The sequence below is a fragment of the Mucilaginibacter tolerans genome, from assembly GCF_030519375.1.
Taxonomy (GTDB): domain Bacteria; phylum Bacteroidota; class Bacteroidia; order Sphingobacteriales; family Sphingobacteriaceae; genus Mucilaginibacter.
Window position 1 is genome coordinate 141179 of record NZ_JAUMKB010000001.1, and the last position, 26410, is coordinate 167588.

Below are 26410 nucleotides of genomic sequence, written 5' to 3' on the forward strand. Positions count from 1 at the left end.
GATTCTGGGACAATCCTGTAAGTGAACACAACAACAGGAGGATAAACAGAAAATACTTGCTACGCTTCATCACCATCCGTACTGGTTTCAATTGTAATTGTTAATCGCCCGGTGTTTAACCTATACGAAAACTTATTACTTCTTATTTATTTCTCGGTTTGTACGAGGAGTCAGACAGATAAGTTCAGTAATGTGGATAAAACGTATGATTTTTTTGCCCATTAATTAACTGAATCTTAACGAGATGTATTGGTTGATTGATTTTGAATACAGCGCGCAGAGTTGGCTCACCTCTGTCCCCTCTCAGCTTTAGGCGGAAAGAATGGGTCTTAAAACAAAAAATCCTCTTTCCGCGAAGCGAAGAGAGGGTGGCCCAGCGAAGCGTCGACCGGGTGAGTCGACTCTGCAAATGACAAATAATCAAAATACCGATTGCTTCTCCAACCACAAATAAGCTTCGTAGGCATGTTAAAGATTGTTAAACTACCCTTCACCGTGAAATAAAAGCTTCAGCAAAGTGTTTTGGGTGTATTTCTTTAAAACCTTACAATATGAAAACACTTAAAAAACTGTTCGTGGCAGCCCTTGCCATCTGCCTTTTTGCTGTTACTGCAAATGCACAAACCACGCCATCCTCTGCCGCTAATCCCTGGCATTTTGGAGTGGGTTTTGAGAGCGGCATTACGCTTTCGGGCATAGCATCCAAAACAGAGATCGGGGGCACGGCCCGATTACAGTACGACTTGTCAAAAACCTTTGCGTTAACGCTTACGTCCGGCTATTATGAGTTTTTGGCCACCAATGTCCGAAGTGCTATGGGTTTGGTACCTGTCAAGCTGGGATTGAAAGCTTTTGTCGGTTCCGGATTTTATTTTAGCGGAGAAGCCGGTGTGGGTATTGAAACGCAACATTACAATGTCCTTAAAAACGTAGACTATGGTGCACCTAAAACCACCAAATTACTGTGGTCGGGCGGTTTCGGGTACGCCGTTAAATCGTGGGACTTTTCGCTCCGCTATGAAGGCTTTACCGGGAACAACACCTCCACCTACCCCAAAACCAATTTTTCTTTAGTAGGACTGCGTGTTGGTTATTCATTCTGATCCTAGTTCCAAAAACAAAGAGTCTCTGTCTTAAGCAGGAGACTCTTTACATTATGGATCTTGCACTCAAAACATCGAATACTTCTCCATCACAGCTATCGTATGCCCTATCACCAGCCCGCAAAAAGTGGATATTTAAATCAAACAAAATCCATAATAATTGCTTATATTTACTTAAACAACAACTCTAAATAATTAATTATCAGATGGAAACGAATGAAAATCCTCCGTCAGATGATGATGACGGAAAGGCAGCGGGAATCGTGAGTTATTTCTTCATTATTGGATGGCTAATTGCATATTTTGCACTGCACCATAGTAAAAAGGGCCTGGGAAGTTACCAGCTTCGACAAACTTTGCTATTTCATATCATTTCGACCTTAGTAGTAGCCGCATTAGATGTCATTTTTTTCTACTTGCTTTTCAGTCCCGATTATTGGGCTGCATCTGCTTTAAATTGGCTTGCCAGAACTTCTATCATCGCACTTTGGATTTTTGGTTTTCTTGGGGCAATAAACGGCGAAAAGAAGCCTATGCCACTCATCGGCAAAAAAGCACAAAGTATGTTTTCGGGGATTTGAAAAAACAAGCTTAGGAGAATCAACCTGACGCGCTCATCGCCCGCCCGTTCGAACGTCTTGCTTGAATGATCCTTCAGCTTGTCTTTTTGCCGGTAACCAGCAAAATAATACCACCTATTACCAATATGCCCCCTGCATAAGGTGGCCAGTTAACGGTATGCTGCCGGTCGGCTGAAACCTGTATCGGCCCGGCATCAATTACTTTCTCCTTTTTGGTATAAGTAAACCCTGTCCATATCAGCATCGCTATGCCGGCAACTAGTAAGACAATTCCGATCGTTCTGTTCATTTTGGTCGATTTGTAAATAGAAAAGGAAGAAGCGTGAGAAATGTTTGATCGTTTTTTGTCAAACAAATTGGATGACAATAAGTTAAATTGATATGATACAGGAAGACCAGGTATGGGCGAACCATACACAGAAATTTAAAGTGCTGGGCTTTGAACCCTCTGGACATACTTTGATCTTTGGCATTACGCATATAGATTTCCTTAATGTTGATGAAAATGGCATCCGGGAAATTCCTGTAGAAGTGCTGGAATCATTTCTTGCAAAAGAAATGAGCGACTTTAAATTGGTATCATGACAATAAATTTCTTTTAATACGTATTAATTACATGGGATTACCATTCAGAATAACCTTCGATAATAAGGACCACGTTTACCACGTGCTAAACACCGGCCGCATAGATCACAATACTACTCAACTGGAGCTGATGCTTGACGGCAATAAGATGGTGATAGAAAAAAATGATAAAAATTGCTGGGTGCAAAAAGAGGGTGAACCCTGCGCGCCTGCCATGGTGGAGTCGCTTGGCCGCTCTGTATCGTTACGGATGCGGATGTAATAGATTGGACATGACATCCGTTAGCAATGCCGCGCTTTGGTCCTTCAGGCCATGCGCTGATTTTCGGTATCACGCACATCAATTACCTCAATGTCGACGAAAATGACACCCGGGATATCGCTGTTGATATATTGGAAGCATTCTTCGCACAAGAAATAAGCGACTTTAAATTAGTGTCCTGAGAATACAAGCGTTCACCCCAGCGCACTCATCGTCACATCAACAATATCCCGGAATATCTTTTTATCTGCACCCGATTTGGCTGTAACACGGATACCTTTGATATTATTCAGGATAAATTGAGCCAAAGCATGGCTGCTTTGTTGGTTGGATATTTCGCCGCTGGCCTGCCCCTTTTTGATAGCCTCATTAAAATAAGTTTCCAGCTGACGGTCGTTATCGCAAAGCATTTTGCTTATTCCGGCATCATGCGGGGCCATCTCAACACCGGCGTTCACCAGGAAACATCCTTTATGCTGTTTATCGCTCACCAGTTCAGCAATGGTATACTCAAACATTCGCCTGATAGCTTCTTTAGCTGTCGGGGCATTATCCACGATAGACTTCATTTCTGCAGTCGCCATTTTCTTGTAGTTCTCCAGCGAACGGATAAACAGCGTATGCTTATCCCCAAAGGTATCATACATACTCGATCGGCTAATGCCCAATCCATCCACCAGGTCCTGCATTGAGGTACCATTATACCCCTTGTGCCAAAATATGTTCATGGCCTTTTGCAGCACCTCATCCTCATCAAAATCTTTAGTCCTTGCCATAACAGAAAAGCTTTGCCCGATTTATGAGCAAAGCTATTGATTTTTTATTGCTAGTTAATCAGTTAACCGGTGATTAGTTACCAGCTAATCAGTGTTGTTCAATCTATCTCACTAAACCCTACCAACTTCATATTCGACCAATCACAATCTCATACTACTGATTAACTGGTCACCGGCTAACTGGTCACCAATATCCAACTGAATTATCTCGATCCGCCGCCGGCTAAAATAGTTTCGCCTGTCAGCCATTTTGAGTCATCAGATGCCAGGAACACTGCGATAGGTGCAATATCATCAGGCTGACCGATACGGCCGAGTGGTGTAGTAGATTCAGCCCATGACTGAAAATCGCTGCCTATAAAGCCTGCTGAATGTGTGCCTTCAGTTTCAATCATACCTGGGTTGATCGAATTCACACGGATCTTTTTAGGACCCAATTCTTTTGATAATACCTGGGTGATTGAATCCACTGCGCCTTTAGTAGCTGTATAAATCGCACTTCCCGGAGGAGTAATGCGGCTCACTACCGAACCAATGTTGATCACGCTACCACCTTTATCGCCAAAATGGCCTACTGCATTTTGAGTTGCCAGTAACAAGCCAAGCACATTGGTATTAAACTGGCGGTGAAACTCGTCTTCAGTAATTTCTTCTACAGGACTAAATTTGTATACACCTGCATTATTCACCAGGATGTCTACTTCGCCATATATATTCTTCGCTTCGTCAAACACGCGTTTTATATCAGCTGCTTTTGATACGTCTCCTTGTACCGCAACTGCTTTCCCGCCATCAGCTACGATTTCAGCAACTATTTTTTCGGCGCCCTCTTTAGATGAGGCATAGTTTACCACAACTGCTGCACCTTCTGCCGCCAGGCTCTTTGCGATACCAGCACCAATACCTTTTGACGCGCCTGTTACTACTGCTACTTTGTTTTCTAACTTTTTCATCTTCTTATTTCGATTTAATTTCCTTATCGGAATGATTGTTCCACAAAGATATATCAAATAAGGAATGAGCGTTCCAAAAAAGATCAAAGATTATTTCAGGATGACAAATGTCTTTTTTCATGACAATAAGCTTAAATAAAGGGCAGTGCGATACCTTTCTCTAAATTTAGAGGAAGGAGGAGCATGGAGTAAAAATTCAAAATTGGATATTACCCCTTCAGCCTTGAATCAAACGTAAATGGTTTAATTGCTGCTATTTTGATCTGCCTGAAGTCTGGATGAACAGGATTGAGTAGGTAGTTATATTCAAGGTCGATGATAGCGGAAGGCACTTTCAAAATGGCAGTATCACGTTCAGTCAGCCACTTATCCCCTATCGCCTGGGTATAAGGATAATTGATCACCTTTGTCCATTCGGGGTTATGTTTGACCAGTTCGATCAGTTTTATTTCTTTTATCTTCATCGTATCAGGCACGCGGTACATTGTTACGGAGAAATTGCCCGCATACAGGGATGTCCCCGATGTATGGGCCAGTTTTTCAAGACACGAAAGGGCAAGCGTACCACCCGTATAGATCACATATTGCCCGTGCGAATTCCAGCGCCCGTCTACACCTGATCCTTTCAGATCGTTAGCATATTTGGTTTGGCCTATACGGTAAATGTGCATTTGTTTCAATGAGTGAATAACTGAATGAGTGAATTAGTGAGTTGTACAAACTAAAAGAAAATCACTCTTGCACTAATTCTCTGATTTACTAATTAATTTTAAGCCGTCGCTCCGTAATCAATGCGGATAAGTTCGTTCATGACAATACCAATGCCGGTAATGGTATCCAGAATATCGTAAGGAGTAGCGTCGATACCTGTATTGTAATGTTTCAACCAGTTTTTAAACTCACTAAGTGACCCAAAGGTATCCAGACCTTTATCAAAAAGCTCAAAAAGCTGAATAATATGCTCGCTGAGACCCAGGTTAAGCTCACGGGTGTTTTGGATATGCTTACGCAAAGTTGGCTCAGTAATATCAAGCCATTTGGATACATCTGTTTGCGTCGCCCCAGTTATCTCAATCAGATCATTAATTGCGCCTGGCTGCAGGCCTTTTCTAATGGCATCCAGTTTGGCAATAGGCGACCTGAAGTAGTTGGTATAAGGCACAAGCAAATCCGATACCTGGCTCACGGGCATATCTTCTGTATCGTAAACTTTGTATCGTTTGCCGCCTTCATAAATATGCTTTGCTTTTCTTTTATCTTCCCCCATATCACAAAGGTAATATTTTTCTTTTTAAAACAAAACTTTTTTCCAATTTATTTAAAAAATCAGCTATCCAACAAAAGCGCAATAAATTTACACTTCACTAAAAATATTAGTTTTTTTGATCATTCATTTATGCCATTTGGCAATTATTTCATAAATGAAAAAGACTAAAACAAAATTTGCTTCGGCTGAAGAGCTGGACACACTTATTGCGCAATATTTTGATTGGATTGAAGGCAAATACCATACTGTACAAAAACAAACCAAAGGTATTCTGACTGATGAAACGGTCTGGGAGCGCGAACCTGAACCTGCAACCATTGCCGGCCTGGCACTTTATCTCGGGTACATTAGTCGAAAAGAATTGTGCATGGTAGTTGGCAGTAAATAGGATAGAAGCATGTTGACCCGCAATCATTTGATTTATATCCATATTTTTATAACTCACCCTAACCTTAAAATACGACGATGAAAGCAAAGTAACACACCCCATTACCCAAACCCAAACCATTCGCATTGATGATGCGGTAGACGAACGCTCTGTTTACCTGCGCTGGATCGGCCTGAGCGGAAGCCGGGAATATTATCGTTTTGTTTACAATCAGGAAATTTTTCTCGATGTGCAGAACGCCACCATCATCAAAAACTTCGTATCTGACTGGGAAAACCAGGACAGCATTGAAGAAGTGATATTCAAAGATGCGGGGCAAAAGATGAAGGTGATGGCCGAAGATCTGTCCGTTAACGACATCAAGGGGTTACAGTCCATTAAATACTCGCCCAAAGTGCAGATGCTGGTGAGCAAAAACCCGGTAAAATGGCAAAACATCGTCATCAACACCGCCACCTACAGCGAATACGAAACCATGAACGGCCACGCACCTTTCAGCATCACGTTTAATATGCCGTCGATTAATATTCAAACGCAATGATTTTAGTCCATGGTGCATAGTTGATCAAAAATATTGACTACTGACTAATGGAATCATTCCTATTTAGTCAGCTTCAACTCTTGTAAACTATTTATCGCCATTCCAGGATATGTATAATTGAAGTTGCTGCGTATGACCAGTGTATCATTGCTCAGTATTTCATATGAACAAGCCTTTGCATGCAAGGCCCAATTACTAGAAAAGGTAATATTGTTATCAGCAACACTATAAGTAAAATTCGTGGGAGATATATTATAAGCGCTTCCTTCAGTGTAAATCCTTTGCACGCCTGTACCATCTCTATTAAATTGACAAAAATAGTAAGTAGACGTATCGCCGAAACGCGACTCTATATAATAATGATAGCCAGTGTCCGTTGATGACACTCTTACGTTGTATTGCCGGAGGTACCATTTACCGATTAAAGCAGATGATATGTGCGATTTAGCATCCTTTTTACATCCCGCCAGGCTACCCAGTAAAACTATCAAAAGGAGTATACCGAAAACTTTATTCATTACGATTTAGATTAATTGGTATAGCTTAGTTAATAATAAAAATAACAAGCAAAACTATGAACAGCCAGGCGAATTTCAGCATCACCTTTAATTTAATATGCAGCCAATCAATATCCAGACCCAATGATTATGGTGAATAGTGAACTGTGAAGGATCGTATTCACTGCCACTTTGTATAATAGGTACGCTCAATATATCGGGTTGCCAATTCGCCATTTCCAATTGTAGTATCAGTTCTGAAAACTATTGTTGAAGATGTTAGTTTAATGAATTTTTTATAGAATGGAATAATGTGAATAACCGATGGAGTTCCATTCTCATTAAATCCCTGTATATCAAAAAATTTTATGCTTGAGCCAGAAAAGCTATAACTGTAATTCATTTCAACTTTTGATGCTTCGCTAAAATTGCCCGTGCCATCGCTTTTAAAAACGTAATTGTTATTAGTAACATAAGTTTGAAGCGATACGGAGTCGGCTATGACATTTAACTGTGCATTAATTTGCGTATCTACAATTGCGCTTCTATACCAATTGCCTATAATAAGCTTATTATAATCAGGTTTATTTGAGGTTGGAGTTGACTTAGATTCCTTTTTACAGCTGTAACCAAAAAGGATAAAAAAAACAATGACTGGTAAAAAGTAAATTCTCTTCATTCGGGATAAGATTTAGAAGCCCAATAATACAAAAAATCCCTTCGATAAAATAATTAAAAATGAACCAACTCCAACTATGCATTAACGATCAACTGGTCGACCTGAACGACGATAGCCCATAGCTCTCACCTTTCAGATCAACAACCTGGCCGAAGTTCAAAATCAGCAGGGCAACACCAGCAACCAGTTCAAACTGCCGCTTACAGCAAGCCTCAAACAGGTCATTAATGAATTGCAGGCTAATCAAAAAAAAACTGACCGAGTCGGGAACGAGCTTAACTTCAGGCTGATTCGGGAAAAAACTTAATAATATTTCCCCTGTCACAATTGCATCCGTGTGTTTCTTCCATTGCCCTTGATAAGAGAATTTGTTTATGTATGCCGTTATGTAATTACTATCGATCTTCAAAGCCTGATCTAATAGTGACATTAATCTTTTATATGTACCCTCACTATCTATCGTGGAGCTTTTATACTCGATGTTATCATGTGATAGCTCGACTGGTTTACTCTCTCCTTTTTGCGATTTTTTTTGTAAAGGAAACGGAAAATCTCGCCAGACACGGTAAACTGAATCATTTAACTTCTTTGCCTCCGGATTTACATGACCCTGCGAATACAAGGGCTTACACGATAAAAAAATGAGTGAAAGAATTTGAATTACCAAAACAAGTCATTTCATCGGCTTAGGTTCTTTTTGCTAAAAATAATAAATAATTGTTTTTCTGTTGTAACAATCGCTCCTTAAACCTATCTAACATGATAAATCATATTTATCATGAAGTGGAAACTGCCGTTCCGGAAAAAAACTGATACGCAAAAACCTAAAAAAAGCAAACTGCGCGAGTGGATGGATGCGCTGCTATTTGCCTTTGTTGCTGCTACCATTATCCGCGGACTGCTTTTTTCGGCTTACGCTATTCCTTCAGGCTCTATGGAAGGAACGGAACTGGTTGGTGATTACCTTTTTGTGAGCAAGATCAGTTACGGGCCGCGTATCGCCAATACACCACTTTCTATACCTTTTACTGAGCCCAAAGTTTATGGCGTAAAAACCTATCTCGACTGGATCAAACTGCCCTACTGGCGCCTGCCCGGACTTTCTGAAGTAAAAAAAGGAGATATTGTGGTTTTTAATAAACCAGAGGAAGCTGATCCCCAATACAATTTGCCAGTCGATGAGCGTACTGCCCTCATCAAACGTTGCCAGGCAACACCAGGCGACGTGCTGACCATTGTTGACGGACAAGTCTATATCAACGGCAAAGCTGCTCCAAACGCCCCGGAGTCTCAAACAGATTATCGCATCATTACCGATGGTTCAAATATCAACCCGCAGTTTTATAGCGATCTTGGAATAAAACCGTCTGAAACCGACGGAACAGCAGTTACGGTTCCCTATAAAAACCTTGCTGCTTTAAAGAGCCAATCATACATTAAAAGCGCTACCCCGGTTGTTTTGCCCGCGGGTCAATGGGACTCTTTGGTTTTTCCGCACAATGCGCATTTCAAATGGAACCAGGACAACTTCGGCCCATTAGTTATGCCTAAACGCGGCTATACTATTCCATTAAACGATTCCACAATGGCACTTTACCGCCGCGCTATTGAGTTATACGAGCACAACAAGGTAGAAACACAGGGTAAGGACATCCTCATCAACGGACAAAAAGCAACCAGTTATACCTTTAAAATGAATTATTACTGGATGATGGGCGATAACCGCCACAACTCACTCGACGCCCGCTTTTGGGGTTACGTACCTGAGGACCACATAGTAGGGAAAGCGATCATCACCTTTTTCAGTACCGATTCAACCCAAAGTTTCTTCAGTAAGATCCGTTGGAACAGGATATTTAAGCCGATCGATTGAACAGATAATTATTGAATAAATGAAAAGAGCAAATTCTACTGCATGGGATAAATATCTATTTGGATGCGTAACCCATCATCAAAAAAAGATCGTTCGGTTGTTCTGACGGATAAAATAGTAACTGTAAACTTAAGACCTCCAACGATTTTGCTTTTTGTAGCATTGCTGAAAAGTTCACTTGCCGCATCGAAATCGATTTCATCCTTCACCCGGTCAGAGTTTGGATTATTGATGGAAGGAACGGCGCTGACAAAAATTTGAAGTTTTGCAGCCGCTGTTTCCGTTGCAGGCACCGAGCCATAAAAATAAATATATCCAACGGGAATGTCACCCTCACGCAATATAGTTGCAGTTTCGCCGGTGCAACAAAAATCACCAATGGTTTGATTTTCATTTCTAACCCCCATCCCAGGTAAGATAATACGGTCATTAATGATTTTGAATATATGCTGTTGCAGGTGTCGTAGCAGAGTTGGAAACGGATTGTCTTGTTTACCAGGCACAACAGTTGCCCTGCTTAGGGCCTGTCCGCTGACGCTATTTAGAATTACTCCCTTTAACGCATCTTGAGCTTCCTTTTGTGTATCGTACGCATCTTCTTTGAATTTTTGTGGCAACCTTGGCGTAGTAAAGGCAAGTGCATTATCCATTGCATTCAGCGCATTTGTCCAATCACTTTTCCTTTTATAACATAGGCCTAAATAATACCATGTAGTTGGGTTTGGTATTAAGCTATTACAGTTGTTAAAGGCAGCTATCGCATTATTATAATTTGCATGACTATAATTAAAAACGCCGCTTTCGTAATAATTGTTAGCTGAATTTATCGTTTCAGCATCTTGCGAGTAGGCATAAAAATTACTCAACACCATTGCGATGAACAGGAATATACCCTTTTTAAATTGCCGGTTTTTCATCGCTTCTTTTGATTTAAAGTGTCTGAAAATTGTCTTAAGAAATCGCCCGAGTCAGGAGTTACAACTTTGTCTTTTGAGGATCCACTACTATTGCTTGTCGGCAAGCTTCTTTGGGATTGATAAGTAACAGTTTTGTTAACATTGATCGCAACGATGCTAAAAAGAACGCCGAGCAGCACAAATAATAACCCTGGTGATACGCTTGCTAAGTCTGCCTTCAATCCAACAAACTCATAAGCGAATTTAAATTCACCCTTCACTCCGGAGTTTATAAGATTGTATCCAAGTTTTACAATTTTATAACTGATGATAAAACATACAATTTTCATCAGGATTACGAGACTGTAAGAAACCAAATATAAAAACTCAGGAGTGAGTTGCATGACGAACCGTTTTTGATATTTGATGAATTTTTGAAACGCTGAAATAGATTTACAACCCGAAATGGGGCCAAAGCGGCTATTCAAATTTTATCCTCAATCGGGTAATGATTCTGACTGAGCCACTACCCAAACGTTATTTTGTACAAAAAATCTAATAAATACTAATGCCTGAAAGCGTTATTTATCAAACTTTGACTAAAGTTACACACCATTAACTGAAAATCAACCCGTTAAAACGCCCTATTTAAAAAGGTATTTTAACGGTTGGCATGAAAGATGATCTTTAAAATGTGCAGCGAAAACTTATAAAAACAGCAACAAAAAATAAATTCAGCGACGACGAAAACATCTCTTCCGCTATTCATAACATAAGCATAACACCAGCTTAAAACATTGTTTTTTACGGGATCGTATAATACATAAACAAGCTAAACAGATGACTGCAATCCCTCTCCCCCAAAACATTTATGAACAATTCACCGCCTGTCCACCGGATACACTTGAAGACGAAATTTCCCGTACCGCCATCCGCTTGAGGCTACAGGGAACCCCTAAAACAGATGAGGAACGCCGGCTATACCAACTAGAGCTGGACAGGCTAAGCGCACTAAAATACCTCAGTCAGCTACGTAAAGGCAAGCTAAGCCAGGAAGAGTTTGAGTTGAAAGTAAAACTTCTGTCAATCTAAATTGAGACTTAAATTTTATTTGCCTCCTCGCGCGGCAAGGCCCAGCTTACCAAAGGCATCAACAAGCATACGTGCTATAACTGAATCTCCTTTATCAGACGGATGCAGACCGTCGTAGGTCATATTTATCGCTGCCGGTGGATAAGGGTATTCATCGGTTTTTGCATTGAAGGGAATCGTCGTCGACTGCGGATATGGAAAATCTGTGTATTTGCCAGATTGCGGGTCTTTCAAACGTTTAAAACTGACCATGTTCTTAATATCGAAGCGCGGATCATGATATAGATCTATCACCGCCAGATGTTCATATTTTCCAATGCTAATAACTGCATTCGCTACATCTTCCAGCGATTGCCCGTTTTTCGTCTTATAAGAACCATAAGCATTATTGTTGGGATCAAGAACATAAACAAAATCACTGCGCTGCATGGGCGTTATCAATATTATTTTAGCCTGATCGTTCAATCGGCGCACTTTATCTATAATTTTCCGGAACGAGCCATAGACAGTTCCCGTTCCGGTCGCATTTTTATAGTCATCAATACTCCCTGCTGGAATGCCGCCCCACCAATCATTCGTGCCTAAAAAGATACTGTAAACATCAGCCTTTATAAGGCCGAGTTGATCAATTTTGGCCGCAATATCGGTTGATTTCCAACCGTTGTGGCCCTGGTTAATATATTGTACATCAGGCAACGTATCTGCAACCCGGCTTAAATACCCTCTGGTTACCCTGTTAGCAGTTTCATCCGGATGATCGTTCAAATAGGTAATGGAATCGCCAATAGCTACCCAGACTATCTTCCGCCCCGTAAAAGAAAAGGATAATAGAATGATAACCAGCAAGATCAGGTATTTTTTCATAGTTAAGAATTATCAAAGCTTCACACTTATTTCATTTGACCAAATTAAGATGTCTTTATGTCTTTAACAAACCCATAACTCCCCTTTATGCACCCCAAACTTACCCTCTGGCAACGTATAATCAGTGATACGCCTGCTTTCATCAAAAAGATACAAATATTTGGCGTCGGTCTTGCCGGACTCGGCGGCACACTGGCTACCATTCATGGTATACCTATCGGTCTCAACACTTCATTAATTTCCTCAGCTTCTGCTGTAGCGGATATCGCGCAATTCGCAGTAAAAATGGATGAAACCAATAGCAACGAACTCTGTTCTAAATCCGACAACGATAAACCATCGCCATCAGAAACGATCCAACCATCATCTAATTAACAATTTTTAATTAATTTAACCCGTTATTCAATCAGAATGAAAAAGCTAATAACTATCATATTGTTGGTACTCTCAGCCGGGGTGTTCGCCCAGGGCCGCCATTATAAAGTAAATAATCCGGTTGTTATTTCCGGGCAAAATAATATCACCATAAAAGGTTATTTAATCGTCGGTGGAGCTTCTAATTGCATTTACCTGCGCGATTGCTCCAACGTGCATATTACCAAATGCAAATTACTGGACTCAAAAAAAGTAGGCATCCTGCTTGAAAACTGCAAAAATGTACTAATAGACAGTTGCTATATCACCAATGTACAAACTGGCGTCAACGCCAAAAACTCCGTAACTGTTAAAGTAAATTACAACTATTTCCGTAACATGAATGGCCCCTTTCCCGCCGGATGCGCTGTTCAATTCAACAATGTAAGTGCCCCTGCAAGTCAGATCAATTATAATAAAGTCGAAAATATAGCAGGCCAGGCACAACACCCGCAGGATTTGCTGAGCGTATATAAATCAAATGGCATGCCGGGCGATTCGATACAGGTAATCGGCAACTGGATCCGTGGCGGACAAGTAATCAACGATTCAGGCGGTGCAGCAGGCATTGTTTTAGGAGATGTTGGCGGCAGTTATCAGGTAGCGCGTTACAACGTGGTGATCAATGGGGGCTTCGTAGGCATGCAGGTACAGGGTGGCAGTCATATCAAAATGGATCATAACACTATTTACAGTTCGCCAACAGCCTATTCAAACGATGGCTTGTCGTATGGCAATTATTCCGGTCAGCCAAGTACCGATGTGGAGATATCTTACAATAAAATAAAATTCTTCAACAGAAACGGCAAAGAAGCCGATTGCTGGTGGGACCCCAAAACGGTATCCAAACCTATTGGCTGGGAAACCAACATCCAGCGGGCAGATATAGATGATAAGATACTGCCCCACAAGTTGCACGATGAGGACGATGACGACCGCGATCATGGCCGCGATGGTGACCGGCATTAAACTATTCTTCTGATTTTTTCCTTCAAAATCTTTCATTTTATATGATGACAGCGGGTTATGTCTTGCCTGCCCGCTCCTCAGAGCGCAGCTAAGACCATTCCTCTATCTCAACACTAACCGGTTACCAAAGCCGGGATAACTCCTATTATCTACGAAATTAAGCCAACAAGGCGAAAAGCTTATCAAGAGCTTTGAAGGCCTGCGCCTTACCGCCTACCGCGATGTAGCCGGCGTATGGACCATCGGCTATGATTCAACACGTTACCACGACGGAAGAGCCGTAAAACCAGGCGACATACTAACCAGCGAAGTGCAAGCCTCTGTAATTTTCGTCAATATACTTGGTCAGTATGAAAATGTTGTCAACAGCTATGTAAAAGTCCCCCTGACGCAGGACCATTTTGATGCATTGGTCTCTTTTACCTATAACGAAGGTACTTACGCATTCAAGGAATCAACTCTGTTGAGAAAACTAAACACAAAAGATTACCAGGGCGCTGCTGATCAGCTTTTGGTAGCGAATAAGATCAGCGACCCACATACATGCCAGAAAATAGCATGTGATACGGTAAAGGAGCGCCGCAGTGCCGAACGTCATTTATTTCCCTCATAACAACCATCACCATGACAACCATTGAACACCGCGAGCTAAAAGGCATCACCGTCAAAAATCTGCTGGTAACAATATTCAGTACTGCAAGTATAGTAGCCACGGTTATGATCTCATACCTGCAATTAAACAGTGATATCCATGATATCAAACTGAGCCGGGAAACACAAAACCGGGTGTATGACATCAGGCTGAAAGTGCTGGAGACATAGGTCTCGGTTTTACAACGCCAGGTTGACGAACTAAGCAGGAGCAAATAGAGTTGATTGGGTTGATTGGGTTGATTGAGTTAAGTGGTTGATTGAGTTCAAATTAACAAAGCCTTTAACTTATTCCAACCCAATTAACTTAATCTAACCTTATCAACCACTCACTAATTTCATTAATTCAATAAATCACTAATTAAATTGCTATGAGCTTATCATCCTTTCTAACAAAGATCCCGAACCAGATCAAAGCACTATTTGACGGCATCCCTGCCGAATTAAAAACCGCTGTCCATATTGGCGTCGAAGTAACCGAAAGCATCAAAACTTTTGTTGATTTGCCGGCTGCAGACATTTTAACCGCTATCATTCCCGGTGATATTGACGATGAAGTAAAAAACTGGCTGCGGACCAAATTGCCAATCATCCTAACCGAATTGAAACTGGCAGACAGTTGTTGGCAATTGACTGACCCTTCTGAAATCACTGCGTGTGCTGTAAAAGTTCTGCAAGGACTTGATGGTAGTGTTAAGAGCGCATTCCTTCACAATTTGTCCATATTAATGGTGCAAGTGGCCGCTGACGGTAAACTGACGTGGAGCGATGGAGTATATATCCTTGAGTGGTACTATACTCACGAGTTTAAAGCTGCAGCTTGAGAAGTCGAAAGTCCTAAGTCCAACGTCGGCCTGAATTAGGTTATGGACTTAGAAAAATGTGCCCGGAACGAGATTCGAACTCGTACATCCTTACGAATGCCACCCCCTCAAGATGGTGCGTCTACCAATTTCGCCACCCGGGCATTTTATAGTACAAAGTCTTAAGTTTGAAGTTCTGAGTAGAAACTTTAGACTTAAGACTTTCAACTTACTGGATGTGCCCGAAGAGAGACTCGAACTCTCAAGAGACAATTCTCAACGGCTTCTGAGACCGCAACGTTTACCAATTTCGCCATCCGGGCATTAGGGTTGCAAATATAATTGTTTATGCCATATCGCTCAAAATAATTATTAAAATCGTTCGCCTTTGCAAAAACAGCTATAAAACTTATCTTCGGATAATCGATTTAACTGTTATGAGCAAGAAAAAAAGCGTCCTGGTAATTTTAATGGCGATTTTTAGTCTGAACGCCTTTGCTCAAAAGGCAGACGCCATTTTGGGTTCTTGGGCAAATGAAAATGGGCAGGATCATATCCTGATATATAAACGCGGGGATAAATTTTTTGGCAAACTCGACTGGATAAAAGTCCCGAATGATGAGAATGGCAAACCTAAAACAGACAAAAACAATCCAGACCCGGCACTGCGCACACGCCCCGACCTCGGGCTGGAATTATTGAAAGATTTCAACTTTGATGGCGATAATGTATATTCTGGTGGCACTGTTTACGACCCTAAAAACGGCAAAACCTATAGCTGCAAAATGACATTGGACGGCAATATCCTGAAGATACGTGGCTATATTGGCATATCATTATTCGGCCGCTCTGTAACCTGGACACGTGTAAAATGAAACATCTGCTACCATTTTTATTGCTATCAGTCTTCACATTAAGCCTGAAGGCGCAACACATTGAAGTATTACAACAAGGCAACCCAACCAGCATTCGCGGACTGTCGGTTGTAGACGATCATGTCGCATGGATAAGTGGCAGCAAAGGTACAATAGCCGTTACAACTAATGGCGGTAAAACCTGGGACTGGCAACAGGTAAAAGGCTTTGAAAAATCCGACTTCAGGGATATTGAGGCTTTTTCTTCTAAAGAAGCAATCATAATGAGTTCAGGCACACCTGCCCTAATATTAAAAACCACGGATGGTGGACAAAGCTGGAAGGTGAAATATAAAAACACCGACACAGCCTTCTTTTTTGATGCAATGGAATTCTCTGACAGGCTGAATGGCTACGTATTAGGAGACCCCATAGACGGCAAATTTGTGCTGATGGAAACCAGGGATGGTGGCGAAAGATGGGACGCATTCAGAAAGCGCCCTAACGCGATAAGAGACGAGGCTGCTTTTGCCGCCAGTGGAACGTGTTTGAGAGTAGATAAAAACAAAATCAACATAGTAACCGGTGGCAGCAGAAGCCAGTTGCTTGAATATTCAGCCAGCAACAATATATGGGATTATTCGCCATTACCTGTTCTATCAGGAAAATCAAGCCAGGGGGCCTTTTCATTGGCATCATCAACCAATGGGGCAGCAAAAATTTTTGTCGGGGGCGATTACGCTGATGATAAAAAGACCGACTCAGTTGCATCCTACCTTACCAACCGTTCTAATTTAATAAAGGTTGCGACTCAGGGCCCTGCTGGTTTTCAGTCATGTGTAGAATATATTTCTGGCGAAACTTTTCTATCAACCGGCACTCCCGGAAGCAATCTGACAACCGATGGCGGTAAAACCTGGCGAAAAATAGATGATATCAGCTATAATGTGTGCCGTAAAGCCAGGCATGGGAAACTTGTTCTTTTAGCTGGAAATGGTGGGAGAATCGGCATTTTTAAACTATAGTTTATTGGTTATTAAGCCCTTATTTTATTGTTAAAAATTTATTTAAAATAGGTTTGCAAGCAATATTAATAAACTCTATATTTGCACCACTTTAACGGAAACGTATAAGTTGATTCTGTAGCTCAGCCGGTAGAGCATAACACTTTTAATGTTGGGGTCCTGGGTTCGAGTCCCAGCAGGATCACTGAAGAGTCTCTCAAAGAAATTTGAGGGACTTTTTCTTTTACAGGCACATATTCAATCCGCATCCCCATCACTAGATATTTGCCAATTGGGGAGGGGGTAATATTTTGTGCGTTGCAGTGATTCTGCAACACACATTTGTAATATTCGTACCAATCTTTGTAATTCAATGCTTCGTAATTGACTTCACCTAAAATAAGTCGCCGCCGAATGTTGCAATCCCTGCGCAATAAATATTGCTTTTAAATAAATCCAATTAATCATTTCCACATACCATTACTTTTTGTAACTTTATAAAATAGGGTCGATGCAATACCAAAATCTCCTAAAAAAATTTCGTCCCCAATAGATTTGGCCTGTCTATTGTTTCACCTAACCAAATTTTATCTGCCTGGCAACGTACTAAAGGTTACGACCTATTAGAGAATATGCCCAAATTATATCTATTTCAGGACTTATCGGCAAGCGAGATGATTGGTCAAAGATTGAATAATATCTATTTCAACTATGGTTAAAAAAAACAACCAGATAAAAACATTAGAAAAGCTAAATGACGATCTGGAAAATTATTTCAGCAATACCATTATTCCGCAATTGTTCGTCGACTCCGATATGATTCTACGGAAATTTACGCCACCTGCAATGAAACAGTTCAGTTTGAAACCAGAGTACGTGGGCAAACCTATTGGCGAGGTGCAAGAAAATTTCCGGTTCCCTACAATTATTGAAAATATTCAGCAGGTAATTGAAACTCGTACAATCCTTGAAAAAGAGATTCAAACAACCGACTACCGTTGGTTTCAAATGAATATCCTACCCTATGTGATTAAGAATACAAAAAAAACTAACGGCGTTATCATAACTTTTGTAGACATAACATTACGTATCAAGGATCTTAAAGACCTGGAAAAACTTATCTCAGAACATGAAACACTGCTAGACGCAATTTCTCACGATATTAAGGGCCCTTTAACTAGTTTAATGCTTACCATTAATCAAATGAAAAAGGTATCGCTCGAAAATCAGCAGGGCGGCCAGTCTCTTTTTAAGATTTTAGAAAGCGCTATAAGCAAAATGCAGGTAATAATCAGCGACCTGGTGGACAGCAGGAAACAAGAACATAAATACAAATCAGAGGAAGAGCTTTTGAATTTTGAACACATTATTGAAGATGTACGGCTCACGCTCACGGGCGATCTTAGCGGAACAAGGGTCGCGCTAAAAAATAATATTAATGTTTCAGAGATATTATTCTCCCGACGGAAACTACGGAGTATTATTTATAACCTGGTCAGTAATGCCATTAAATTCAGATCAAATACACGCGATCCTGAAGTGATAATCAGCACCAAACGGGAAGGTGACTTAATAATCATTTCTGTTAAGGATAATGGGATCGGCATTCCTACCGGCAAACAAGACGCTATTTTTTCAAAATATTTTAGAGTTGAAAATGATATTGAAGGATCAGGCATAGGACTGTATCTGGTCAAAGAAATCGTGAACAATGCAGGCGGATCAGTTTCGGTTTCAAGCGAGGAGGACGCAGGATCTGAGTTTACTGTGAAATTAAAATGTGTGTAAGAGGAATCAAACCCACGATTAAGCCTCTTTGAGGCCCCCTAAAAATTTCAGCCCGTCTCTTAGTAGGTTCGCGTTCCATTTAGCTTCGGGATATAGGAAAATATTAAATATACATCCCCAGATCCTGAAAGTGAGCTTAAGCCGATTAAAGCAATTTCGCTATTTTTTGTCAATCTTGAATACAATGGTTCGAAAAAAAGCCCCCTGGGTTCATCTCTTGAGATAACTGAGAAGAAAAATCGGTTGTCCCATTTTTTTTCACGGCATCTGTCTTTTGACTATTCGTTTGCGAAAATAATCGGGTCGAACAAAAAAGCAGGGTTATAACAATTATCGCTATTTAAATATATTCACAAACGGTTTTCAGAGTTTGAAGAACAAGCCGGCTCACACTATTGCGTAATTATATCTATTTCCGCATAGCCTGCTTCATTAGTATTTTCGGCGTTTTTTACCGCTCTAAATCGGATGTACCGGACTTTTTGAGGAGTAAATTTCACTACCTGCCACAAAGGGTTATTTTTTATATTGGGGAATTCGCCAGTACTGACCAGTTTCCAATCTATGCAATTATCTGAAACATAAAACTCATATGCGGCAATAATTCCGGGGTTCCATATACTCTGGTCGGGCAGATACCTGAAGCCGGTAAGATTTTCATCTTTCCCCAAGTCAATAACCATATCCTGGGGCATTTTCTTTTCTTTGCTTTGGTGCCATGCTGTAGATGGATCACCATCTAAAATAGCACTTACCTTTTCATCATCTATTCCAACAATTTTCCAACCTTTCCTTGAAATGTCAAATTTCTCATGTGTTTCCGGGCCTGTCCGATGTGTTGAAGGATCATAAACCATAGCGCGTATCTCCGGTTTGCCCTCCGCCTGGAAGGGGCTTTTATATTTTTTTGAACCCGGGGTTGGTGTACTTCCATCGGTAGTATAATAAATTACCGACTCTTTATCTGCCGGCGTTATGGTTATCTCACCGACCTGGTTCCGGATAACGGAGGGCGCTGCTAATATTGGCGGAGCGTAATAAACTCCTGCATTAGAAATGACCAAACTGGCTTTGGCGTCTGCTATATGGAGCCGCACCCTAGTGGCATTTACAGTCGGGAAGCTTATTATGCGCTTATAACCAATTGTTGTTCCTTTTGCCAGTTCCTGCCAACGGCCGTTAACGAATGCTTCAACGGAAAATGCTTTTACACGCTGTCCTAATTGAATGTATTCCTGTGCTAAGAAGCGGTTAAACCTGGTTGGTTTACCCAAATCAATTGTAAGCGAAGCTGCTTTAACATTGTCATCCGTAGCCCAATAAGTGTTCTTATTATCATCGGTTACGTTGCCGGCGCCAAAATCTTTACTTCCGGCGCGTACGTTAGAGGCAGTTGCTGGCTTGTTCTTCGCCAGGTTTACCGAAAAGGCAGCTTTTACCGCCCTGGCAAAATCCAATGCATTTTTTTCATCCGTTGGATGGATGAGGCCGTTGGGCATGATCGGGAAATTAAGCAGCAGATTACCGTTATGGCCAATTGAATTGTAATAAATATCCATCAGCTGTGGCACAGATTTCACTTTCTTATTCTCACTGGGGTGATAGAACCATTCAGGCCGGATAGAAGTATTTACTTCTGCTGGCACCCAGGCATTGCCGTTCTCTACTCCGTAATGCAACATGTCATATGGTACGTCTCCAGTGGCATTCAGCAGGCTCCAATTTGTTTCTCCTACCGATCCACCTTCAGTTCCGACCCACCGCAGGTCGGCACGGTCGCCTCCATCATTCCAGATGACGATACCAGGCTGTAGTTTGCGGACCAATTTATACGTATTGGCCCAGTCGTAATACGTTTTACGGTCGATCATACGGGTTTCATTTGCACCGCCATAATAGCCCGAGCCGCCGTTGGCGCCATCAAACCAAATCTCGAAAATAGGGCCGTAATTGGTAAGCAGTTCCGTCAGCTGGTTGCGGAAATAGGTAATGTATTCCGGCTTGCCATAGTCTGCCCGGTTTCTGTCCCAGGGTGACAGGTAGATACCGAGCTTTAAACCATACTCCTTACAGGCATCTGCCATCTCCTTCACAAGGTCTCCTTTGCCATTTTTCCAGGGAGCATTTTTGACTGAGTATTCCGTATATTTAGAAGGCCAAAGGCAGAAACCACAATGATGTTTAGCAGTAAGAATGATTCCTTTCATTCCGGCATTTTTGCAGATACGGGCCCATTGACGGCAATCTAATGCTGTTGGGTTAAAGAGATTAATATCTTCGTTACCATATCCCCAGGATTGGTCAGTATAGGTATTGAGCGAAAAATGCACAAACGCATAGTATTGCATTTCTTGCCACCTCATTTGATTTACCGAAGGGATAGGTCCGCATGGCGCAGGCGCATTTTTTTGCGCGAAGCTGCTAAAACAACATAGGAAGAAAACTGCTGTAAATAAACAGGTCTTAACAATTTTAGGCGTTTTCAATTTTTTACTTTTTAAATTTTGAAATTGGCAGTTGCTTTTTGACAAATAGAATATTTTAATTTCAATTCATAGGTAACCACTTTAATAATTCAACTTTATTGAACTTTAATAATAAGTTCATCGCCCTTAAGCGTTTTGGAAAAAGCTTTTAAACGAATTTCTCCTGCTTGTTTGTCTGATTGTACCAGCACCATGCAGTAACCGTTAAAAGCCATGCGCTGACTCGCTTTGTCCGGTTCATGGCTGCTTGGATTGCCGTTACCCGTGCCGATGATTTTTCCTGGCCCCTCAATAGAAAAGGTGACAAGGTTATCAGCCACCGGGACAACCCTGCCTTTTGAATCCTTTATGGCAACCCTAATGACCGCCACATCGCAACCATCGGCCTTAAGCACTTTGCAATCGCCGTTCAATCCCACCTGTGCGGGAGCAGTTGTTGTTTCAACAATGTCCCTGGTCACCAAATTTCCGCCTTTATAACCCCGGGCTTCGAGTCTACCCGGCTTATATACAAGTTTCCATATCAGTTTAGTATACGGAATTGCTTTTTGCGTACTTATCCTTTTGCCGTTGAGCAGTAGCTCTACCTCATCGCAATTGGTGTAACAATGCACCTGTGTGCTGTCCCCTACTCTGCCGGGCCAGGTCCAATGAGGAAAAATATGGACTATCGGTTCGTTTGTCCAGGCAGCTTTGTATGCATAGTACCCGTCTTTGGGGAAGCCGCATATATCCATAAATCCGAAATGAGAGGTAACGCAGGGCCACTGGTATGGCGTAGGCTCGCCACGGTAGTCAAAGCCCGTCCAAACAAACAAACCTCCAAGATAGGGGTATTTGACAATATCAGCCCAGTCTTCGCCGGGTAGCGGCCCCCAATTGGGTTGCCATAGTCCGAGGTTTGAAACATAACCTTTTCCCCAATCGTTCTGATATTCCCCACGCGTTGAAATGAAACTTGTGGCTTCTGTACAAAACTCGATTCGCCCAGGATATTTTTCATGGTCTTTCACATAGGCTAATCCTTTGTCGCCATAGTTATACCCCACAACATCCAGCACATCGCTATATCCGCCTTCATTCCGTCCATGGTTCATCGCAGCAGTCACCGGGCGGGTAGGATCAATTTTATGCGTGAGGTCGACCAGCGATTTAAGTATCCTTGCCCCTGTTACCGTGCCTTGTATCCATTCTTCATTTTCCATACTCCACATAAATATGGACGGGTGGTTGCGATCCCTATATAACATGGTTGTTAAATCCTTTTTCCCTTCTTCAGAACTTGACAACATGCGGTTTTCGTCCAGTACAAGAAAGCCCATCCTGTCGCACATATCAAGCAGTTCCGCAGTAGGTGGATGATGAGAACAACGATAAGCATTGCAACCCACTTCTTTGAGCAGCTTTAATTTGTATTCGTTTATCTTATCAGGAAGGGCGACACCAATCCCGGCAAAATCCTGATGGTTACAGGTACCTTTTACAGGATAAAGCTTTCCGTTCAGAAATACGCCGTTTCGGTTAATTTCTATTGTCCTTACCCCAAAAGTGGTTTCGTAATTGTCGATGACAATTCTGTCTTCAGAAACCTCGGTAAGTACTTTATAAAGATTTGGGGTTTCTGGGGTCCAAAGCCAAGGTTTTTTAATTGCTCCTTTTTGTGAAAATTCAATTGTACTAAACGGCTCAATTACCTGAGATGAGGTTTTTGTGTCGAGTACGACGCCTTTATTATCGACGATTTTAGAAATGAGTGTAATATTTTTAGCTACTCCATACTCGTTTTTAACATTGGTTTTTATGTTTATAACAGCTTCATCAGACGAAACTAAGGATGTGGTAACATAAGTGCCAAACCGGTCAACATGAACTGGGCTTGTTTTATTTAGCCAAACGTGCCGGTAAATCCCGCACCCCTCGTACCACCAACCTTCGTATTCGGTCGCATCAACCTTTACAAGAACAACATTTTTGCCTTCGTTACCGTAACGCAAAACATCCGTCAAATCGTAGTTTGAAGGTGTATAGCCGCTTTGGTGGTTGCCTAAAAGCTGACCATTGACCCAAACGGTACTATTTCTGAAAATTCCATCAAACTCTATAGATATTCTTTTCCCTTTATCGGTTTCCGGTATTTCAAATTCTTTTCTATAAAAGCCTACCCCACCGGGCAAATATCCGCTGACAGCAGGCGCACTGCCAATTGATTTATCATTAACAAAAGTGCCCTCCACACACCAATCGTGTGGAAGATTTACCTCCTTCCAGTCTTCGGGTTTGAATACGGCTGCTTTATCGACATCAGTGTAAGCAATAACGGCTTCCTTATTTGTTTCAACTTTAACATTGATATCAGTTAAACCACCATAACCGGCAGCTTTTACCGCGCGTTTTATGGCTATATCGCCTTTGTGAAATTGCCAGTTAAGATCAAAACAATCTTTCGTCCTTTTCGAAACACCTGCTTGCTGCGCATTTTGCGACATTCCTTTTATCGCGCAAAACAATAAAAAAAAGCAGATGCCGCAATATCTTATTAGTCTTTTAAACATTAATCTATTTAATTTCTTCACTCAATATAGTAGGATCTTATTCGTTAATTTCGACCAGTTCAGGCTCTTCAGAGGGTAATGTAAAACTATCAACAAAGGTTTTACCTGTCAATATTCCTTTAAAGGTGCCTTTTACCTCAATTTCGGCTGGAGTCCGGCCGGTGTTAAGATACAGAATATGATTTTTATCAATTTGCCTGGCCATTACGCCGTCGGGTACCTGTGGCCCTTTTTTAATGCCCAGTTCATCTATCAATTTATCAAGCAATGGGCTCAATATTTCGCCACTGGCAGGCAATCCAACGTAAATTGCTCGGCCTTTGCCGTATTTGTTGGATGTAATAATCGGATAATCTTTATCCAAACTGGTTATGCTTCCGAGGATTTCAGCGCCTTTTGATTCAATAACGTCATACCGGGTTGATTCAGTTCCAATAGCCTTCCCCTGATAATTTAATTGGATTTTTTTGCCTGTAAGCGATGCGCGGGATAACTCGTTCATTTGTTCTGTTTCTTCATAACCTGCAACACGTATTCCAAAAACATCGCTTAGCCGCCCCGGATGGGTAGATGCAAATACTTTCCCGGTTTCGTCAACCACTGCGGAATTACTCGTCATAACAACAGTCCCTCCATTTTTTACAAACTCCCGAATTTTATTGGCAGTTGTTTCGTCCATTACAGTTACACCGGGCACAAAAAGTAATTTATAGTTTAATGAACTCTTGCTGATCTCAACAACGCGGGAGTCCATATTGCGGGAATAAAACAAATTCCAGCAGGCCTGTAATTGTTGGTCCTGGGCCTCGGGGAAAGCACTACTGGCTATCTGACTTGGAAAGGAAAATGCCAGGCCCACTTCCGGTCTAGACTTGTATGGAAAGAATTTTTCGATCTTTTTAAACTCGCTGGCTATTTTTTTATATTCATCATATTTACGGTTGGGAATTCCGTCCCAATCAAGCATCCCTTCCAGGTATTGTTCCTCGCCAGACCACATACTTTGCCACGTCCATCCGCAAACCATTTGATTACCGTACATCAATGTGGCATAGGCCGATTTTCTGATCGAATTAGGTACTGCCGTCATTGTAGTAAACTCACTGCACCAGAAAGGATTTGTGCTTTCAAATTGGATGCGTGCAATTCCAAACAAGGCGTTGATCACACCCCAATTAGTTATTAATGAATTCCCTGGATAAAAGCCCGCACCTTCACGTGTCAATTTACCTGAATAAGCTATCTGTGAATAATCGAAATATTTCATAGCGCTATAATACCAGGCATTGGTATTGGTTAAAGCATTTGGCGCATTTGAATTAACCACATCGAGCACTTTAAAAAGCACCTGGTTGACCTCATCAGAAATAAAGCGCCTGAAGTCTAATATTTTCTCTGGTGCGCCGTTTTTTTCGCCTGTTACGGGTAGGCCAACTTCATCAAAATCGTTTATCCTTCTGGACCAACGTTGTGTGGCCCAGGCTTTGTTAAAATTATCAATGTTCGAGTACTTTTTCGTTAACCAAACAACAAATCTTTTTCTCACCGTTTCTGAATAGGAAATAGGGCCATCGCCTGATTCATTATCAATACCAAAAGCTAAGAGGGCCGGGTGTTTGGCATAATGCTTTGTAAGTGTATCAGCAAAACGTACGGCATATTTTTGGTACATCGGATCGCCAACATCAACCATGTAGCGATGGTTCGGATATTGCGCATTGCCAGCCGGACTGGTAACATCAATTGAGGGATATTTATGGTGCAACCAGATAGGCGCCGGACGGATAGCAATATCCAGGATCACCTTGATCCCGGCCTTGTTCATCAAATCCATCACCTTGTCGAACCAATCAAAATCGAACTTGCCTTCAGAAGGTTCATAACTATCCCAGGCCAAATGCCCCATACGGACCGACGTAAATCCGGCAGCTTTCATCAACGCTATGTCATTCTTGATTTTTTCAATGTCCTTGTTATCATGCGGATGGTAATTTGTGCCGACATATAATGTTTGAGCCTTAACTGACAACGCGGCCAGCAGGAGCATAGAAAATATCAAAAAGTATTTATTCGCTATTTTTGTCATTGGGAGGTAATTACAGGGTATATAGTTGATGCTTTTTGTTATTTTGTTGACGGTTTCGAACGACAAAGGCGGCTAGTGAACTGTTTAAATAAGTCAAAAAATAAATTATCCACCGGGTTTAAATTGTTCTAATTGGTCGAAACGATTCAAAACAGCATGATTAATCACATCCGCATTGAACCATTACTAAAGGATGAAAATATAATTACTCAAAAAAAGGAGATAGCAGAATTGATCAAAAATACAGAACAAATGTTCAAACGACTATAACACGCTTTGAATTACCATGTTAGATATTGCTAGTTAGTTAGTATGATCATTTTTTAGAATCTCTATTGGCATTTTTAATCACATCGGTCAGTCCATAATCATTTAATATGGTCTGGACTTTGGTTTTCCGGGCAAAATGAGTATCGCCTGAAAGAAGACTCACGAAATGAATTAGA

31 protein-coding genes and 3 tRNA genes are annotated in these 26410 nt (G+C 41.4%); 18 read left to right on the forward strand and 16 right to left on the reverse strand.

The annotated features are described in order from the left end of the window. Window positions 1-551: 551 nt before the first annotated feature. Complete coding sequence (locus Q3A68_RS00755) at window positions 552-1103, forward strand: hypothetical protein (protein ID WP_302899084.1); 552 nt, start codon at window positions 552-554, stop codon at window positions 1101-1103. Between the two features lie 206 nt (window positions 1104-1309). Further along, window positions 1310-1684, forward strand: coding sequence for a hypothetical protein (locus Q3A68_RS00760; protein ID WP_302899085.1), 375 nt, complete (start codon window positions 1310-1312; stop codon window positions 1682-1684). 73 nt (window positions 1685-1757) lie between these two features. Here the strand turns inward: Q3A68_RS00760 and Q3A68_RS00765 are convergent, their stop codons facing one another. Next, on the reverse strand, window positions 1758-1973 hold the full coding sequence (locus tag Q3A68_RS00765) for a hypothetical protein (RefSeq protein ID WP_302899086.1): 216 nt from the start codon (window positions 1971-1973) through the stop codon (window positions 1758-1760). A gap of 92 nt (window positions 1974-2065) precedes the next feature. Here Q3A68_RS00765 and Q3A68_RS00770 point away from each other — a divergent pair, with 92 nt between their 5' ends. The 3 genes from Q3A68_RS00770 to Q3A68_RS00780 are packed head-to-tail and all read left to right on the forward strand — an operon-like array spanning window position 2066 to window position 2713. Beyond that, window positions 2066-2269 carry a hypothetical protein gene (locus Q3A68_RS00770; protein ID WP_302899087.1) on the forward strand — a complete coding sequence of 68 codons (204 nt, stop codon included), beginning with the start codon at window positions 2066-2068 and terminating at the stop codon, window positions 2267-2269. A gap of 31 nt (window positions 2270-2300) precedes the next feature. After that, window positions 2301-2531, forward strand: a complete 231-nt coding sequence (locus Q3A68_RS00775; protein WP_302899088.1) for a hypothetical protein — start codon at window positions 2301-2303, stop codon at window positions 2529-2531. 26 nt (window positions 2532-2557) lie between these two features. After that, window positions 2558-2713, forward strand: coding sequence for a hypothetical protein (locus Q3A68_RS00780; protein ID WP_302899089.1), 156 nt, complete (start codon window positions 2558-2560; stop codon window positions 2711-2713). Window positions 2714-2725: 12 nt separating this feature from the next. Here Q3A68_RS00780 and Q3A68_RS00785 read toward each other — a convergent pair whose 3' ends face one another. The 4 genes from Q3A68_RS00785 to Q3A68_RS00800 form a co-directional block, all read right to left on the reverse strand. Then, on the reverse strand, window positions 2726-3307 hold the full coding sequence (locus Q3A68_RS00785) for a TetR/AcrR family transcriptional regulator (RefSeq protein ID WP_302899090.1): 582 nt from the start codon (window positions 3305-3307) through the stop codon (window positions 2726-2728). 203 nt (window positions 3308-3510) lie between these two features. Continuing rightward, window positions 3511-4260 carry an SDR family NAD(P)-dependent oxidoreductase gene (locus Q3A68_RS00790; RefSeq protein ID WP_302899091.1) on the reverse strand — a complete coding sequence of 250 codons (750 nt, stop codon included), beginning with the start codon at window positions 4258-4260 and terminating at the stop codon, window positions 3511-3513. A 209-nt stretch (window positions 4261-4469) separates the two neighbouring features. Continuing rightward, window positions 4470-4931 carry an RES family NAD+ phosphorylase gene (locus Q3A68_RS00795; protein WP_302899092.1) on the reverse strand — a complete coding sequence of 154 codons (462 nt, stop codon included), beginning with the start codon at window positions 4929-4931 and terminating at the stop codon, window positions 4470-4472. A gap of 98 nt (window positions 4932-5029) precedes the next feature. After that, a complete protein-coding gene (locus tag Q3A68_RS00800; RefSeq protein ID WP_302899093.1) occupies window positions 5030-5527 on the reverse strand; it encodes an Xre family toxin-antitoxin system antitoxin in 498 nt (165 codons plus the stop codon). Window positions 5528-5681: 154 nt separating this feature from the next. On the opposite strand from Q3A68_RS00800, the gene Q3A68_RS00805 reads away from it, so the two are divergent. After that, entirely contained in the window at window positions 5682-5915 is a 234-nt protein-coding gene (locus tag Q3A68_RS00805) for a terminase small subunit (protein ID WP_302899094.1), read from the forward strand. 229 nt (window positions 5916-6144) lie between these two features. Then, window positions 6145-6456, forward strand: coding sequence for a hypothetical protein (locus tag Q3A68_RS00810; RefSeq protein WP_302899095.1), 312 nt, complete (start codon window positions 6145-6147; stop codon window positions 6454-6456). Window positions 6457-6515: 59 nt separating this feature from the next. Here Q3A68_RS00810 and Q3A68_RS00815 read toward each other — a convergent pair whose 3' ends face one another. From Q3A68_RS00815 to Q3A68_RS00825, 3 genes are all read right to left on the reverse strand, one after another. Beyond that, window positions 6516-6974 carry a lipocalin family protein gene (locus Q3A68_RS00815; RefSeq protein WP_302899096.1) on the reverse strand — a complete coding sequence of 153 codons (459 nt, stop codon included), beginning with the start codon at window positions 6972-6974 and terminating at the stop codon, window positions 6516-6518. Window positions 6975-7134: 160 nt separating this feature from the next. Then, a complete protein-coding gene (locus Q3A68_RS00820) occupies window positions 7135-7632 on the reverse strand; it encodes a hypothetical protein (protein ID WP_302899097.1) in 498 nt (165 codons plus the stop codon). Window positions 7633-7720: 88 nt separating this feature from the next. Next, window positions 7721-8062: a hypothetical protein gene (locus Q3A68_RS00825; protein ID WP_302899098.1), complete on the reverse strand. Its 342-nt coding sequence runs from the start codon at window positions 8060-8062 to the stop codon at window positions 7721-7723. Between the two features lie 348 nt (window positions 8063-8410). On the opposite strand from Q3A68_RS00825, the gene lepB reads away from it, so the two are divergent. Beyond that, on the forward strand, window positions 8411-9505 hold the full coding sequence (lepB, locus tag Q3A68_RS00830) for a signal peptidase I (protein ID WP_302899099.1): 1095 nt from the start codon (window positions 8411-8413) through the stop codon (window positions 9503-9505). A gap of 35 nt (window positions 9506-9540) precedes the next feature. On the opposite strand, the gene Q3A68_RS00835 is transcribed toward lepB, so the two are convergent. Both Q3A68_RS00835 and Q3A68_RS00840 read right to left on the reverse strand, forming a co-directional pair. Continuing rightward, the gene (locus Q3A68_RS00835; RefSeq protein ID WP_302899100.1) at window positions 9541-10422 is read right to left on the reverse strand and encodes a tetratricopeptide repeat protein; all 882 of its coding nucleotides are present in this window, start codon (window positions 10420-10422) and stop codon (window positions 9541-9543) included. Then, a complete protein-coding gene (locus Q3A68_RS00840; RefSeq protein ID WP_302899101.1) occupies window positions 10419-10805 on the reverse strand; it encodes a hypothetical protein in 387 nt (128 codons plus the stop codon). The genes Q3A68_RS00835 and Q3A68_RS00840 overlap by 4 nt, the downstream gene beginning before the upstream one ends. Window positions 10806-11241: 436 nt before the next feature. On the opposite strand from Q3A68_RS00840, the gene Q3A68_RS00845 reads away from it, so the two are divergent. Further along, a complete protein-coding gene (locus Q3A68_RS00845) occupies window positions 11242-11493 on the forward strand; it encodes a hypothetical protein (RefSeq protein ID WP_302899102.1) in 252 nt (83 codons plus the stop codon). 15 nt (window positions 11494-11508) lie between these two features. Here Q3A68_RS00845 and Q3A68_RS00850 read toward each other — a convergent pair whose 3' ends face one another. After that, window positions 11509-12357, reverse strand: coding sequence for an SGNH/GDSL hydrolase family protein (locus tag Q3A68_RS00850; RefSeq protein WP_302899103.1), 849 nt, complete (start codon window positions 12355-12357; stop codon window positions 11509-11511). An 87-nt stretch (window positions 12358-12444) separates the two neighbouring features. Between Q3A68_RS00850 and Q3A68_RS00855 the strand changes: the two genes are divergently transcribed. From Q3A68_RS00855 to Q3A68_RS00875, 5 genes are all read left to right on the forward strand, one after another. Further along, entirely contained in the window at window positions 12445-12732 is a 288-nt protein-coding gene (locus Q3A68_RS00855) for a hypothetical protein (RefSeq protein WP_302899104.1), read from the forward strand. A gap of 36 nt (window positions 12733-12768) precedes the next feature. After that, window positions 12769-13740: a right-handed parallel beta-helix repeat-containing protein gene (locus Q3A68_RS00860; protein WP_302899105.1), complete on the forward strand. Its 972-nt coding sequence runs from the start codon at window positions 12769-12771 to the stop codon at window positions 13738-13740. A gap of 181 nt (window positions 13741-13921) precedes the next feature. After that, window positions 13922-14353, forward strand: coding sequence for a lysozyme (locus Q3A68_RS00865; RefSeq protein ID WP_489671726.1), 432 nt, complete (start codon window positions 13922-13924; stop codon window positions 14351-14353). An 11-nt stretch (window positions 14354-14364) separates the two neighbouring features. Continuing rightward, window positions 14365-14562, forward strand: coding sequence for a hypothetical protein (locus Q3A68_RS00870; protein WP_302899106.1), 198 nt, complete (start codon window positions 14365-14367; stop codon window positions 14560-14562). A 200-nt stretch (window positions 14563-14762) separates the two neighbouring features. Further along, on the forward strand, window positions 14763-15215 hold the full coding sequence (locus tag Q3A68_RS00875; RefSeq protein WP_302899107.1) for a hypothetical protein: 453 nt from the start codon (window positions 14763-14765) through the stop codon (window positions 15213-15215). Window positions 15216-15274: 59 nt separating this feature from the next. Here the strand turns inward: Q3A68_RS00875 and Q3A68_RS00880 are convergent. Next, window positions 15275-15358, reverse strand: a tRNA-Leu gene (locus Q3A68_RS00880). A 75-nt stretch (window positions 15359-15433) separates the two neighbouring features. Further along, window positions 15434-15517: transfer RNA gene (locus Q3A68_RS00885), tRNA-Leu, on the reverse strand. 114 nt (window positions 15518-15631) lie between these two features. Between Q3A68_RS00885 and Q3A68_RS00890 the strand changes: the two genes are divergently transcribed. From Q3A68_RS00890 to Q3A68_RS00905, 4 genes are all read left to right on the forward strand, one after another. Further along, window positions 15632-16069: a DUF2147 domain-containing protein gene (locus tag Q3A68_RS00890; protein WP_302899108.1), complete on the forward strand. Its 438-nt coding sequence runs from the start codon at window positions 15632-15634 to the stop codon at window positions 16067-16069. Beyond that, window positions 16066-17073, forward strand: coding sequence for a WD40/YVTN/BNR-like repeat-containing protein (locus tag Q3A68_RS00895; protein WP_302899109.1), 1008 nt, complete (start codon window positions 16066-16068; stop codon window positions 17071-17073). The genes Q3A68_RS00890 and Q3A68_RS00895 overlap by 4 nt, the downstream gene beginning before the upstream one ends. 111 nt (window positions 17074-17184) lie before the next feature. After that, window positions 17185-17257, forward strand: a tRNA-Lys gene (locus tag Q3A68_RS00900). A gap of 506 nt (window positions 17258-17763) precedes the next feature. Beyond that, entirely contained in the window at window positions 17764-18840 is a 1077-nt protein-coding gene (locus Q3A68_RS00905; RefSeq protein ID WP_302899110.1) for a sensor histidine kinase, read from the forward strand. A 392-nt stretch (window positions 18841-19232) separates the two neighbouring features. Here Q3A68_RS00905 and Q3A68_RS00910 read toward each other — a convergent pair whose 3' ends face one another. The 3 genes from Q3A68_RS00910 to Q3A68_RS00920 all read right to left on the reverse strand — a co-directional run bounded on the left by Q3A68_RS00910 (window position 19233) and on the right by Q3A68_RS00920 (window position 25964). Beyond that, a complete protein-coding gene (locus Q3A68_RS00910) occupies window positions 19233-21203 on the reverse strand; it encodes an alpha-L-fucosidase (protein ID WP_302899111.1) in 1971 nt (656 codons plus the stop codon). 218 nt (window positions 21204-21421) lie between these two features. After that, complete coding sequence (gene galA, locus Q3A68_RS00915) at window positions 21422-23878, reverse strand: beta-galactosidase GalA (RefSeq protein WP_302899112.1); 2457 nt, start codon at window positions 23876-23878, stop codon at window positions 21422-21424. A 37-nt stretch (window positions 23879-23915) separates the two neighbouring features. Then, window positions 23916-25964, reverse strand: coding sequence for a beta-galactosidase (locus Q3A68_RS00920; RefSeq protein ID WP_302899113.1), 2049 nt, complete (start codon window positions 25962-25964; stop codon window positions 23916-23918). Window positions 25965-26410: the final 446 nt, after the last annotated feature.

Bases quoted from the DNA above. Each gene is read 5' to 3' on its own strand.
- Q3A68_RS00755 (WP_302899084.1), top strand. From the start codon at position 552: ATGAAAACACTTAAAAAACTGTTCGTGGCAGCCCTTGCCATCTGCCTT.
- Q3A68_RS00760 (WP_302899085.1), top strand. From the start codon at position 1,310: ATGGAAACGAATGAAAATCCTCCGTCAGATGATGATGACGGAAAGGCA.
- Q3A68_RS00765 (WP_302899086.1), bottom strand. From the start codon at position 1,973: ATGAACAGAACGATCGGAATTGTCTTACTAGTTGCCGGCATAGCGATG.
- Q3A68_RS00770 (WP_302899087.1), top strand. From the start codon at position 2,066: ATGATACAGGAAGACCAGGTATGGGCGAACCATACACAGAAATTTAAA.
- Q3A68_RS00775 (WP_302899088.1), top strand. From the start codon at position 2,301: ATGGGATTACCATTCAGAATAACCTTCGATAATAAGGACCACGTTTAC.
- Q3A68_RS00780 (WP_302899089.1), top strand. From the start codon at position 2,558: ATGCCGCGCTTTGGTCCTTCAGGCCATGCGCTGATTTTCGGTATCACG.
- Q3A68_RS00785 (WP_302899090.1), bottom strand. From the start codon at position 3,307: ATGGCAAGGACTAAAGATTTTGATGAGGATGAGGTGCTGCAAAAGGCC.
- Q3A68_RS00790 (WP_302899091.1), bottom strand. From the start codon at position 4,260: ATGAAAAAGTTAGAAAACAAAGTAGCAGTAGTAACAGGCGCGTCAAAA.
- Q3A68_RS00795 (WP_302899092.1), bottom strand. From the start codon at position 4,931: ATGCACATTTACCGTATAGGCCAAACCAAATATGCTAACGATCTGAAA.
- Q3A68_RS00800 (WP_302899093.1), bottom strand. From the start codon at position 5,527: ATGGGGGAAGATAAAAGAAAAGCAAAGCATATTTATGAAGGCGGCAAA.
- Q3A68_RS00805 (WP_302899094.1), top strand. From the start codon at position 5,682: ATGAAAAAGACTAAAACAAAATTTGCTTCGGCTGAAGAGCTGGACACA.
- Q3A68_RS00815 (WP_302899096.1), bottom strand. From the start codon at position 6,974: ATGAATAAAGTTTTCGGTATACTCCTTTTGATAGTTTTACTGGGTAGC.
- Q3A68_RS00820 (WP_302899097.1), bottom strand. From the start codon at position 7,632: ATGAAGAGAATTTACTTTTTACCAGTCATTGTTTTTTTTATCCTTTTT.
- Q3A68_RS00825 (WP_302899098.1), bottom strand. From the start codon at position 8,062: ATGTCACTATTAGATCAGGCTTTGAAGATCGATAGTAATTACATAACG.
- lepB (WP_302899099.1), top strand. From the start codon at position 8,411: ATGAAGTGGAAACTGCCGTTCCGGAAAAAAACTGATACGCAAAAACCT.
- Q3A68_RS00835 (WP_302899100.1), bottom strand. From the start codon at position 10,422: ATGAAAAACCGGCAATTTAAAAAGGGTATATTCCTGTTCATCGCAATG.
- Q3A68_RS00840 (WP_302899101.1), bottom strand. From the start codon at position 10,805: ATGCAACTCACTCCTGAGTTTTTATATTTGGTTTCTTACAGTCTCGTA.
- Q3A68_RS00845 (WP_302899102.1), top strand. From the start codon at position 11,242: ATGACTGCAATCCCTCTCCCCCAAAACATTTATGAACAATTCACCGCC.
- Q3A68_RS00850 (WP_302899103.1), bottom strand. From the start codon at position 12,357: ATGAAAAAATACCTGATCTTGCTGGTTATCATTCTATTATCCTTTTCT.
- Q3A68_RS00855 (WP_302899104.1), top strand. From the start codon at position 12,445: ATGCACCCCAAACTTACCCTCTGGCAACGTATAATCAGTGATACGCCT.
- Q3A68_RS00860 (WP_302899105.1), top strand. From the start codon at position 12,769: ATGAAAAAGCTAATAACTATCATATTGTTGGTACTCTCAGCCGGGGTG.
- Q3A68_RS00870 (WP_302899106.1), top strand. From the start codon at position 14,365: ATGACAACCATTGAACACCGCGAGCTAAAAGGCATCACCGTCAAAAAT.
- Q3A68_RS00875 (WP_302899107.1), top strand. From the start codon at position 14,763: ATGAGCTTATCATCCTTTCTAACAAAGATCCCGAACCAGATCAAAGCA.
- Q3A68_RS00890 (WP_302899108.1), top strand. From the start codon at position 15,632: ATGAGCAAGAAAAAAAGCGTCCTGGTAATTTTAATGGCGATTTTTAGT.
- Q3A68_RS00895 (WP_302899109.1), top strand. From the start codon at position 16,066: ATGAAACATCTGCTACCATTTTTATTGCTATCAGTCTTCACATTAAGC.
- Q3A68_RS00905 (WP_302899110.1), top strand. From the start codon at position 17,764: ATGGTTAAAAAAAACAACCAGATAAAAACATTAGAAAAGCTAAATGAC.
- Q3A68_RS00910 (WP_302899111.1), bottom strand. From the start codon at position 21,203: ATGAGGTGGCAAGAAATGCAATACTATGCGTTTGTGCATTTTTCGCTC.
- galA (WP_302899112.1), bottom strand. From the start codon at position 23,878: ATGTTTAAAAGACTAATAAGATATTGCGGCATCTGCTTTTTTTTATTG.
- Q3A68_RS00920 (WP_302899113.1), bottom strand. From the start codon at position 25,964: ATGACAAAAATAGCGAATAAATACTTTTTGATATTTTCTATGCTCCTG.